Genomic DNA, 10,868 nt, shown 5'->3' with positions numbered 1-10,868 from the left:
GAAACGGGAACATGATTGACGTGTAACCAAATCGAAGGGGGAAACGAACAGTGAAACAAGAAATGCGTGAACTGATTCTCCAGCAAGTGAAAGATGGAAAGCTGACGATTGAAGAGGGCATGACCCAACTCGAACGACTGGAACGGCTCGAACCGGAGCGCGTCCAAGCGCTCGAGGAACGTCAAGAGACGGAGAAGGTCGATGCGTATTCGGTCGAGTCGCTCACGACGAAACTGACGTCGGCCGTCGAAGGACTCGTGACGAAACTTCGTGACAGCGACTTCACGTTCAGCTCGAACTTCGGACCGGAAGTGACATATTCGAAATCGTTCCCGTTCACCGGGAAAGACATCTCGCTCGACTTGTTCAACGCCTCGGCGACCATCGTCTCATCGGACAACGATGAGTGCGAACTGATCGTCACCGGCCGTCCGCTCCGTCAACAAGACGCGGACAAGGCGCTCGAACAGCTCCAGTCGGCGGTCAAGCACTCGGTCATCGGCGACCGTCTCGTCGTGTCGCTCCGTGACAAGCTCGTCCGCGCCCACGTCGAACTGTACGTCCCGCATCATCATTTCGATCACCTGCACGTGCAGACGCTCAACGGGGAAGTCCGTGCGGACGGCCTCGATGTTGAGAGCGTCCGCATCCAGACGGCGAACGGCCGGGTCGTGCTCCATGATGTGCACGCCTCAGAGCTGCTCCTCAATACGGGGAACGGTACGGTCGAGGTCGAAGCGGTCGAGTCAGAACTCGTCCACGTCCGGACCGGCAACGGTGCCGTCATCGTGAACGGGAAATATGACAAGGCATCGCTCAAGACCGGCAACGGGAATATCCGGGCCGAACTCGCGACGGCCCGTCCGGCCAAGTTCGAGCTCGTCTCGCTCGCCGGCAACATCCGCCTCGTCTTACCACACGGCGTTGAGGTCGAAGGGGAACTCGAGACGAACTTCGGTGGTCTCCACTGTAACTTGGACGAGCTCGAGTTGATCCGTGACCGGAAAGACGTCGCCCAACGTCGTCTTGAATTCTTGTCGGGACGCGGTCAGACCCCGCGCATCGAAGTCGAGGCCGGAACACGTACCGGTACGATCGACCTCGAACACGGCTCGCTCCACACACCGTCGACGTTCCTCGAAGAGGACAAGCATGAACCGGTGGAACCGATCGACCCGGTCGACCCGGTCAATCCGGCCGACTTGAACAACCCGTTCCATCAGCAATGACCGACAACCCGAAGGCCTCTCGCCTTCGGTTTCTTTTAACTCTACAGACGAGGAGGGACGGGATGAAGCGATTTGTGTCAACGTACGGATGGATGATGATTGCGGTGCTGTTGCTCGGCGGATGTGACGACGAACAGCGCATCGTCAGTGGGAACGAGCCGGCAGGCGACGAAGCGATTGCCATCGCCTGGGCGTATGTGACCGCGCGAAACTGGCAGGAGCCCGCAATCGATGCGGGTGCGAGTGCCGAGGTACATCGTGTCACGGTCGATGATGGCTATGAACTGTTAGACGATACGTATACGGGGACCGAGGCGCTCGCCGTCTCGTTCGAAGCGGACCCGAACAGTAGCGTCGGCGTCCCGACGATTTTGGTCGCACCGGAGTCGAACATCGTGGTCGGTTATTTGCCGGGCGAATGAGACACCCATGACAAAACCCGAAGGCGAATACCTCCGGGTTTTTGTCGTGTCATAGATTCATTTGATACTCCATCTGTTCCCAATCCATCATTTGACCGTCATACAGCGTGAATGAGCCGATGATAAACAGGATAAATAGGACTGGTCCGGCGATAAGCAAGAAGATTCCGAGATACCGCATCTTCTTCGATCGGTTCCAATAGAAGATGATGGCGACGATCATCGATAAGAGCGACCCGGACAAGAACAAGCCGACGATGTTCAAGATGAACAACAGCAAGATCGTCTCGTTCTTCGTCGCCGCATACTCGCGCCACATGTCAAATAGTGATTTGACCAAGTAGACGAGCGCCGCAATCCCAACGATAAAAATAAAGACAATGGCAATCCAAAATAGTGAATTCATTTCATTTCACCTCCCTATTCGTCTATACCCGTTCTACGGAATTCCCACAATTTAGTTTCATCTCTTTTTTTCGACACGGTTCAGCTCACTTTCGTTGACGCTTCTCAAGAAGAGCTATGATACAATAATGAGCGTGAAAGGGGCAGATTACTCATGCAAAATATCGTACGCACGGCTCAACTCGTTGAGCGCTTCAAACTTCAAGTCATCGCCGGGGAAGAGGGACTGCACCGTCCTGTCGCCACACCGGACCTCAGTCGACCAGGACTCGTCCTTGCCGGCTACTATACCCACTATGCGAAAAATCGGCTTCAAGTGCTCGGGAAGACCGAGCTCACGTTCTATGCGAGCTTGTCGGAAGAGAGCCGCCGCGAGCGGGCGAAGATTTTATGCACGGAATTGACACCGGGCATCCTCATCACGCGCGGCTTCGACATCCCGAAAGAGATTGAACAAGAAGCCGAGGCGGCGAACGTTCCGCTCATGCGCACGAACGCGGTCACGACGTCAATCGAGTCACAAATCACGAACTTCCTCGAGATGGAACTCGCACCGATGACGGCGATGCACGGCGTGCTCGTCGACATCTACGGCGTCGGCGTGCTCATCAAAGGGCAGAGCGGCGTCGGGAAATCCGAGACCGCCCTCGAACTCGTCAAGCGGGGCCACCGTCTCGTCGCCGATGACTCGGTCGAGATTCGCCAGACCGGGGACCAATTGCTCGTCGGTTCAGCGCCGAAGCTGATTCGTCACTTGCTCGAGATTCGCGGAATCGGCATCATCGACGTCATGACGTTGTTCGGCGCCGGTGCCGTCCGTTCGCACAAGAAAATCAGCTTGATCATCAACCTCGAGAACTGGGATGCGGGCAAAGTATATGACCGCGTCGGGCTCGATCACAACACGATGAAAATCATCGACAGTGAAGTGCCGATTTTGACGATTCCGGTCCGTCCGGGACGTAACTTGGCTGTCATCGTCGAAGTCGCGGCGATGAACTACCGTCTGCAGAACATGGGCATCAACACGGCCGAAGAGTTCGCGGAACGGCTCGCGAACGCCATCCATGACAACGAAGGAGACATGGAATAATGGTAGAGCCAACATTTGACCGCGTCGCGTTTGAGATCGGGTCACTCCCGATTTATTGGTACGGCATGATTATCGCCTTCGGGGCGATGCTCGGCCTCGTTCTCGCCTTGTTCGAGGCGAAGCGCCTCAATTATGATTCAGAACGGGTCGTCGACGTCATCATCTGGTCGATTCCGATCAGCATCGTCTTCGCCCGAATTTACTACGTCATCTTCCAATGGGACTACTATAGTCAGAACCTCGGCCAAATCATCGACATCCGTCAAGGCGGCATCGCCATTCACGGGGCCATCTTCGGGGCGCTGCTCGTCGTCGTCATCTATTGCATGCGCAAGTCGATGTCGTTCTGGAAGATCACGGACATCCTCGCACCGTCGCTCTTACTCGGACAAGCGGTCGGACGCTGGGGCAACTTCATGAACCAAGAGGCGCACGGTGCCGAGACGACGAGCCGTTTCTTGAAAGAGACGCTCTTCCTCCCGGACTGGATCGTCAATCAGATGTATATCGACGGGGCCTACTATTTGCCGACGTTCTTGTTCGAGAGCGTCTGGAACATCATCGGCGTCATCTTGCTCGTCGTATGGCGTATGGTCGGTAACCCGCCGCGCGGCTATATCTTCTTGTCGTATCTCGTCTGGTACTCAATCGGTCGCTTCTATATCGAAGGACTGCGGACCGATAGCTTGATGGCCGGTGATCTCCGGACGGCACAACTCGTCTCGATCGCGATGATTGTGTTCGGTATCGTTATGATGATTATCCGCCGCAAAGCGAAACGATACGACGACCCTTCAGAGAAAGGACTGTTTGATTGATGGATACCCTTTTATTCGATTTGGATGGTACGTTGCTCGATACGAACCCGCTCATCATCGCGAGCTTCCGTCACACGCTCGGGTATTACTTCCCAAACGAGACGTATCGCGACGAGGACATTTTCCCGTTCATCGGACCGACGCTCGAGAAGTCGTTCAAAGCGCTCAATGAGCCGGAATGGAAAGAGATGCAGGCGTTCTATCGCAGCTTCAACATCGCGATGCACGACCAACTCGTCGCCGAATATCCGGGTGTGATCGAAGGGTTGTACCGCCTTCACGCCAAAGGATACAAGATGGGCGTCGTCACATCGAAAGGCCGTCCCGTCGTCGAGCAAGGCTTGCGTTTGTTCAACATCGACCATTTGTTTGACGTCGTCATCACGGCCGACGATGTCGTCCATGAGAAACCGCATGCCGAACCGGTCGAGCGGGCGCTCCGCGCGCTTGGGTCGACGGCGGACCGCGCCGTCATGGTCGGCGATAATGACACGGACATCTTCAGCGGCAAGAACGCCGGCACGAAGACGGTCGCCGTCGGCTGGGCGTTGAAAGGCCGCGCGTTTTTAGAAGCGCTCGAGCCGGACGTCATCATCGACTCGATGGAACATTTTGAGGCGTGGCTCGACGAGGTCACGGTCCATGCGTAAGACGGAACGGTTTCGTCTCGACGGGCCGAACCCGCTCTGGCAGATGTATCGGACGATTCGTTTCCTGCGCGTCTTCAAGAACACGACCGTCGTCTTGATTGGCCGCTACTTCCCATCCGTCAAAGCGAAACGCTGGTTGTACCGGACGTTCCTCGGCATGGAAATCGGGGAGTATAGCGCGCTCGCCCTCATGGTGACACCGGACGTCATGTTCCCGGAGCGAATCTCGATCGGCCGTAATACGGTCATCGGGTTCAATTCGACGATTCTCTGTCACGAGTACCTCGTGGACGAGTACCGAATCGGGGATGTCCGCATCGGGGACGAGGTGTTGATCGGGGCGAACGTGACGATCCTTCCTGGCGTCACGATCGGCGACCGGGCTGTCATCGGTGCCGGTGCCGTCGTGCATCGCGACGTCCTGCCCGGAGAGCGCGTCGTTGGCGCAAAGCTCCAAACCATCGACACAAAATAGACACAATTTAGCGCGAAATCATTTTGAGGTCAAGACATGTTCGTCCTCATAAAATTACTAGAGCGGTATCACTTTTTTTAAAGGGGATGCCGCTTTTTTGTGTCTGTGGGCGCTGACACGAAACCCTCATGTTTTTGTCAAAAAGCATTTAGTGGACCTAGCAAAATATATTCATTATAGAAGGAATATAGTCCCGATTTTTTTTAAGTTTTTCAGTTGCCCTCACTGATTGAGTGCGGTATTCTTAACCCTGCAACTAAAAAAAGATTTAGAGATGATGTGGAGGATTTAGAATATGGAAGCGAACTATGAAGCAGTAATGACGCTACCCGAACCAGAATCTCCGCTCGCCGCGGAGCTCCACTACTATAGAGGTCGTCGTGCGTTACGTGAAGGTCGCCTAGATGAAGCGACTTTTTTCATGGCTGAAGCCACTGCCGCTGCAGCACACCGCGTCGACTATCACAAACAGTACGCTGAACTGTTATTTGAAGTAGGGGAGATCTACCACGCTAATGACGTGTGGAAACGGGTGCTTGAACTCGATGAAACGTCAACAGAGGCCTTATATCACCTTGCGAGCAACTGCGCCTATATCTCTTTATATGAAGAAGCAGCGATGTATGCGAACCGATACCTCGAAGTCGAGGCACACGGACGCTACGCGGACTCGGTCCAATCCCTGTTAGAACTGATTGAACTCGAACAAGAACTCGAAGATGACGAAGAAGACGAGCTGATCACGTGGCACACCGAGGCCCAACAGCATATCGACAAAGGCCGCCTGTTCGCCGCCAAGTCGACGCTCGAACGGTTAATCGATCGCTATCCGCGCTTTTGGCCGGCGTTCAACAACTTGGCCGTCGTCAATTTCTATCTCGGCAACGATGACGCGGCGTTCGAGACGCTCGAGTACGTGCTCGACGAGAACCCGGGTAACTTGCATGCGCTCTTGAACACGATTCTGTTGTTGCATGAAGCCGGACAATCAGAGGCAGCGCTCCAACTGTCGGTCCCACTGACACGTGTCCGTCCGCTCCAGTTCGATTTACGCTACAAACTCGCCACGACGCTCGCGCTCGTCGGTCAATACGACCGCGCGTACGAAGAACTCCGCCTGTTGAAAGAACGCGGATTCCGTGGGGATTCACTGTTCGGGCATTGGCTCAGCGTATCCGCCTACAAGACCGGGCGTCTTGAAGAAGCGGCTACCTATTTGAACAGTGACGAGTTGAAACAATTCGAAGAGAAGAGCCCGTACGACATCCGCGACAATCTCGAGTTCCGCTCGGCGCTCGTCCAAGGATTGCGCCAAGAAGAAGACGCGGCTCGAATCGAAATCATCCGAATCATCTCGAAGCTCGCCGATGACGAGGCGTTCGAAGCGCTCGCGTTGACGAGCGGCATCACCGACAACGAGACGGTGCTTGCGTTCGCTGAGAAGTGCCGGGCCGAGATTTGCCAGGCCCCGTTCACAGGCGATGTCCGTATCGCTCGGGCGTATGACGCGCTCCTGCTTGCCGAGACGGAAGTGTCGGAAGCAGAACAGATGAGCCTCGACGGCGACTTTTATGAACGGTTCGCGCTCTTGCTGCTCGCCGGTGCATCATTCGAGGACACAACGGCATCGGCCGCTGCCCTCGTCTGGATGTTCTATGCGAAACGGGACGCTCTCGTCCTCGACGACTGTGCCGACGCGTTCGGTATCGATGTCGAGACGCTCACGGAGACGATCCGTTCGTTTAAACAAACACTTGAACAAGCATAAAGATAGACGATACCTCCCTAGGTTTCTTATACTGAAGTCAATCAATTTCATGCAGAGGTGGAATCACTATGACAGAAGAAAAAATCTATGACGTCATTATCATCGGGGCCGGCCCAGCCGGAATGACGGCGGCACTTTACGCGTCGCGTGCCAACTTATCGACACTTATGATCGAACGCGGCATCCCAGGTGGACAGATGGCGAACACGGAAGATATCGAAAACTATCCGGGCTATGACAGCATCCTCGGTCCAGACTTGTCTCAAAAAATGTTCGATCACTCGAAAGCGTTCGGTGCGGAGTACGCCTATGGCGACGTCCAAAGCATCTCGGACGAGACAGAGTATAAAGTCGTCCACGCCCACAACCGCGACTATAAAGCGCGGGCCATCATTCTCGCCTCAGGCGCGCAATACAAGAAAATCGGTGTCCCGGGCGAAGAAGAGCTCGGCGGCCGCGGTGTCTCGTACTGTGCGGTCTGTGACGGAGCATTCTTCAAAGGCAAGAACTTGTTCGTCATCGGTGGCGGTGACTCGGCAGTCGAAGAAGGCGTGTTCTTGACGCGTTTCGCTGAGAAAGTCACGATCGTCCACCGTCGCGACGAGCTTCGCGCGCAAAAGATTCTTCAAAAACGGGCGTTCGACAACCCGAAAATCGACTTCATCTGGAACCACACGCTCAAAGAGATCGTGGAAGCGGACGGAAAAGTCGGTGGGGCGCGTCTCGTCAGCACGGTCGACGGAACCGAGTCGGACCATGAGATCGATGGCGTGTTCATCTATATCGGCATGAACCCGATCACTGGTTTCGTCAAAGACCTCGGCATCACGAACGAGCAAGGCTATATCGTCACGAACGAAGCGATGGAGACGACGATCCCTGGGATTTTCGCAGCCGGAGACGTTCGCGACAAGACGCTCCGTCAAGTCGTCACCGCGACGAACGATGGGTCGATTGCCGCTCAAAACGCGCAACACTATATCGAGGGACTCCTCGAGGCGTTGCACGAACAAAACGCGTGACTAGAGACAGAAGGGATTGCGGGCGACCGCAATCCCTTCTCTTTTTTTCAGGCGTTCGTTATACTAAAGACAGAAGAGAGCTACACACACGGCTCGGTTGTCAATTTTAAGGGGGCGTCAGTGACATGGAAGACTTTAAAGGATTAGAAGAATTGATTATCATCAGCGGGATGAGCGGGGCCGGGAAATCGGTCGCCATGAACAGCTTTGAGGACCTCGGCTATTTTTGCGTCGATAACTTGCCGCCGGTACTATTGCCGCAATTGATTGACGTCATCAGCTCGGTCCGGCCCAAAATCGCCGTCGCCATCGATACGCGCACGCGCGACTTCATCGACAGCCTGTTCATCGTCATCGACGACTTGGAACAGAAGAACGTGCACCCGCACTTGCTCTATCTCGACACACGGGACGAAGTGCTCGTGCGCCGCTACAAAGAGACGCGCCGGTCGCATCCGCTCGCCCCGGAAGACGCGCCGCTCGTCGGCATCGGTCTCGAGCGCTCATTGCTCGAAGGCTTCCGTGACCGGGCCCATACGCTCTATGACACGACCGACTTGAAGCCGCAGATGCTCAAAGACCGCATCCTGCTCCAATTCAACGAGGAACGGATCCCGTTCACGGTCAACTTCATGTCGTTCGGGTTCAAACACGGCGTCCCGCTCGACATCGATCTGTTGTTCGACGTCCGATTCATCACGAACCCGTTCTATATCCCGGAGCTCCGTCCGCTCACCGGGCAGACGGAAGAAGTCCAGACTTACGTCATGTCGCATCCCGAGGCACGGGCGTTCTATAAGAAGCTGATCGACATGCTTGAATTCCTGTTGCCGCAGTACAAGCGCGAAGGGAAGACGCAAGTCGTCGTCGCCTTCGGCTGTACCGGCGGGAAGCACCGCTCGATCACGTTCGCCGAGAAAGTGTCGGCCCATTTCGCCGAGCGCTATAACGTCAAGACCGTCCATCGCGACCTCGCACATGCGACGAAGGAGAAGTAAGATGAGACGCGACAGAAAAGTTGTGGCCATCGGTGGCGGTACGGGCCTCTCGACGCTCGTACGGGGCTTGAAGCACTATCCGCTCGACATCACGGCCATCGTCACGGTCGGGGACGACGGGGGCAGCTCGGGACGCCTCCGTGACGAGTTCCACATGTTGCCGCCGGGCGATATCCGTAACGTCATCCTCGCCTTGTCCGAGGTCGAGCCGCTCATGGACAAGATTTTGCAGTACCGGTTCGACAGCGGTTACGGACTCGAGGGTCACTCGCTCGGTAACCTCATGCTGACGGCGGCGACGCACATTTGTGAAGGGTCGTTCGTCAAGGCGGTCGACGTCTTGTCGCAGCTGTTGAATGCCCAGGGCAAGGTGCTCCCGGTGACAGAGACGCTCATGACGCTCGCGGCCGAGTTCGAGGACGGGACAATCGTCAAAGGCGAATCGAAAATCCCGCTCGTCGAGAAACCGATTAAGCGCCTGTTTTTGCTCGAAGAAGGCATCAAGCCAGCGGCCGGTGTCGTCGAGGCGATCGAGGACGCGGATTTGATTGTACTCGGACCAGGGAGCTTATATACGAGCATCATCCCGAACCTGTTGATTCCGGAAGTGCGCGACGCCATCGTCCGCTCCGGGAAGCCGGTCGTCTATATTTGCAACGTTATGACGCAGCCGGGCGAGACGAAAGGGTACGACGCGATGAAGCATTTGAAATCGATTGAGGCGTATCTCGGCAAGTCGACGGTCGACACGATCGTCGTCAATAACGAGCCGATCGAGGACATCTATTTAGAGCGTTACCTCGAGGACGGCTCGGAAGAGGTCCGTTTCGATCGCAAGAAGCTTCGGAACTATGGCACGAACGTGCTCGCCGGTGACATCGTCGACTATAACCGCGATTACATCCGCCACGACTCGGACGCCATTGCCGGACTCGTCATGCAGCGCGTGTTGCGCATCAAGAAACCACGCTCGTTCCAAGAGCTCGAGCTGAAATAAGTTGTGATTGAACAGAAAGGAGGGGACTGACATGAGCTTTGCCTCTGACGTCAAAAAAGAACTGACGCAACTCGAAGTGACCGATGCCGAGGCGAAAGCGGAACTGTCCGCGCTCGTCCGGATGAACGGGGTCATCTCGCTCGCCTTAGGGCGGGGGATGACGCTCGACGTCTCGACCGAGAACGCCGCCATCGCACGCCGAATCTATTCCCTCATGAAACGGCTGTACGACCATCATCTCGATTTGTTCGTACGGAAGAAAATGCGGTTGAAGAAGAACAACGTCTATATCGTCCGGGTCGCCCAACGCGCCGAGACGATGTTGAAGGACCTCGAGATTCTCGGGGAGAATTACGAGATGATTCGGACGCTCAACTCGGATATGACGCGCGACGAGAACCTCGCCCGGGCCTATTTGCGCGGGTCGTTCCTTGCCGGCGGGTCAATCAATCATCCGAAGACGTCGTCGTATCACCTCGAGGTGTACAGCCTGTACGAGAACCATAACCAGGCGCTCCGGGACCTCGCCAACCGCTTCGGCTTGAACGCGAAGACGCTCGAGCGGAAGAAAGGGCATATTCTCTACATTAAAGAGAGCGAGAAAATCTCGGACTTTCTGAAACTTGTCGGGGCGACGCGCGGCATGCTCGACTTCGAGGACGCGCGCATCATCAAGGACATGCGGAACTCCGTTAACCGGCTCGTCAACTGTGAGACGGCGAACTTGAACAAGACCGTCGGGGCGGCACTCCGCCAAGTCGAGAACATCAAGTTCCTCGAGCGCACGGTCGGACTCGAAATCTTACCGGTCAAACTCCGGGAGATTGCCGAGCTCCGGGTCACCCATCAAGACGTCTCGCTCCAAGAACTTGGCGAGATGCTCGAAACGGGACCGATCTCGAAGTCAGGAATCAACCACCGGCTTCGTAAAATCGATCAGATTGCGGACAAGGTGCGCAACGGTGAAGAAATCAGCTCATCGTGACGTTGG

The 10,868-nt window shown here is 55.7% G+C and carries 12 protein-coding genes; 11 read left to right on the top strand and 1 reads right to left on the bottom strand.

From position 1 onward, the window contains the following. Positions 1-50 precede the first annotated feature (50 nt). Together KNP84_RS02070 and KNP84_RS02065 are read left to right on the top strand one after the other, a co-directional pair. Positions 51-1,229 (top strand): DUF4097 family beta strand repeat-containing protein, encoded by a 1,179-nt coding sequence (locus KNP84_RS02070; protein WP_021065427.1) that lies wholly within the window; start codon positions 51-53, stop codon positions 1,227-1,229. A gap of 62 nt (positions 1,230-1,291) precedes the next feature. Beyond that, the gene (locus KNP84_RS02065) at positions 1,292-1,651 is read left to right on the top strand and encodes a hypothetical protein (RefSeq protein WP_215114110.1); all 360 of its coding nucleotides are present in this window, start codon (positions 1,292-1,294) and stop codon (positions 1,649-1,651) included. A 49-nt stretch (positions 1,652-1,700) separates the two neighbouring features. Here the strand turns inward: KNP84_RS02065 and KNP84_RS02060 are convergent, their stop codons facing one another. Then, positions 1,701-2,057, bottom strand: coding sequence for a hypothetical protein (locus KNP84_RS02060; protein ID WP_215114109.1), 357 nt, complete (start codon positions 2,055-2,057; stop codon positions 1,701-1,703). A gap of 153 nt (positions 2,058-2,210) precedes the next feature. Here KNP84_RS02060 and hprK point away from each other — a divergent pair, with 153 nt between their 5' ends. The 9 genes from hprK (at position 2,211) to whiA (ending at position 10,862) form a co-directional block, all read left to right on the top strand. Beyond that, positions 2,211-3,149 (top strand): HPr(Ser) kinase/phosphatase, encoded by a 939-nt coding sequence (gene hprK, locus KNP84_RS02055; protein WP_021065430.1) that lies wholly within the window; start codon positions 2,211-2,213, stop codon positions 3,147-3,149. Beyond that, positions 3,149-3,967, top strand: coding sequence for a prolipoprotein diacylglyceryl transferase (gene lgt, locus KNP84_RS02050; RefSeq protein ID WP_214715950.1), 819 nt, complete (start codon positions 3,149-3,151; stop codon positions 3,965-3,967). Before hprK ends, lgt begins: the two co-directional genes overlap by 1 nt. Then, complete coding sequence (gene ppaX, locus KNP84_RS02045; protein WP_214801312.1) at positions 3,967-4,617, top strand: pyrophosphatase PpaX; 651 nt, start codon at positions 3,967-3,969, stop codon at positions 4,615-4,617. Before lgt ends, ppaX begins: the two co-directional genes overlap by 1 nt. Beyond that, a complete protein-coding gene (locus KNP84_RS02040) occupies positions 4,610-5,092 on the top strand; it encodes an acyltransferase (RefSeq protein WP_214801314.1) in 483 nt (160 codons plus the stop codon). Before ppaX ends, KNP84_RS02040 begins: the two co-directional genes overlap by 8 nt. A 295-nt stretch (positions 5,093-5,387) precedes the next feature. Continuing rightward, a complete protein-coding gene (locus tag KNP84_RS02035) occupies positions 5,388-6,860 on the top strand; it encodes a tetratricopeptide repeat protein (RefSeq protein WP_251131102.1) in 1,473 nt (490 codons plus the stop codon). Between the two features lie 68 nt (positions 6,861-6,928). Then, positions 6,929-7,882, top strand: a complete 954-nt coding sequence (gene trxB / locus KNP84_RS02030; RefSeq protein WP_215114108.1) for a thioredoxin-disulfide reductase — start codon at positions 6,929-6,931, stop codon at positions 7,880-7,882. Positions 7,883-8,007: 125 nt separating this feature from the next. Beyond that, entirely contained in the window at positions 8,008-8,880 is an 873-nt protein-coding gene (rapZ, locus tag KNP84_RS02025; protein ID WP_128124256.1) for an RNase adapter RapZ, read from the top strand. Between the two features lies 1 nt (position 8,881). Next, the gene (locus tag KNP84_RS02020) at positions 8,882-9,877 is read left to right on the top strand and encodes a gluconeogenesis factor YvcK family protein (RefSeq protein WP_214751750.1); all 996 of its coding nucleotides are present in this window, start codon (positions 8,882-8,884) and stop codon (positions 9,875-9,877) included. A gap of 31 nt (positions 9,878-9,908) precedes the next feature. Further along, positions 9,909-10,862 (top strand): DNA-binding protein WhiA, encoded by a 954-nt coding sequence (gene whiA, locus KNP84_RS02015; RefSeq protein ID WP_029595055.1) that lies wholly within the window; start codon positions 9,909-9,911, stop codon positions 10,860-10,862. Positions 10,863-10,868: the final 6 nt, after the last annotated feature.

The sequence above is a fragment of the Exiguobacterium sp. s70 genome, assembly GCF_018618315.1.
Taxonomy (GTDB): Bacteria; Bacillota; Bacilli; order Exiguobacteriales; family Exiguobacteriaceae; genus Exiguobacterium; species Exiguobacterium chiriqhucha.
Note: the sequence above shows the minus strand (reverse complement) of the source record. Positions and strands in the feature narration are given on the sequence as shown.

Bases quoted from the DNA above. Each gene is read 5' to 3' on its own strand.
- KNP84_RS02065 (WP_215114110.1), top strand. From the start codon at position 1,292: ATGAAGCGATTTGTGTCAACGTACGGATGGATGATGATTGCGGTGCTG.
- KNP84_RS02060 (WP_215114109.1), bottom strand. From the start codon at position 2,057: ATGAATTCACTATTTTGGATTGCCATTGTCTTTATTTTTATCGTTGGG.
- hprK (WP_021065430.1), top strand. From the start codon at position 2,211: ATGCAAAATATCGTACGCACGGCTCAACTCGTTGAGCGCTTCAAACTT.
- lgt (WP_214715950.1), top strand. From the start codon at position 3,149: ATGGTAGAGCCAACATTTGACCGCGTCGCGTTTGAGATCGGGTCACTC.
- ppaX (WP_214801312.1), top strand. From the start codon at position 3,967: ATGGATACCCTTTTATTCGATTTGGATGGTACGTTGCTCGATACGAAC.
- KNP84_RS02040 (WP_214801314.1), top strand. From the start codon at position 4,610: ATGCGTAAGACGGAACGGTTTCGTCTCGACGGGCCGAACCCGCTCTGG.
- KNP84_RS02035 (WP_251131102.1), top strand. From the start codon at position 5,388: ATGGAAGCGAACTATGAAGCAGTAATGACGCTACCCGAACCAGAATCT.
- trxB (WP_215114108.1), top strand. From the start codon at position 6,929: ATGACAGAAGAAAAAATCTATGACGTCATTATCATCGGGGCCGGCCCA.
- rapZ (WP_128124256.1), top strand. From the start codon at position 8,008: ATGGAAGACTTTAAAGGATTAGAAGAATTGATTATCATCAGCGGGATG.
- KNP84_RS02020 (WP_214751750.1), top strand. From the start codon at position 8,882: ATGAGACGCGACAGAAAAGTTGTGGCCATCGGTGGCGGTACGGGCCTC.
- whiA (WP_029595055.1), top strand. From the start codon at position 9,909: ATGAGCTTTGCCTCTGACGTCAAAAAAGAACTGACGCAACTCGAAGTG.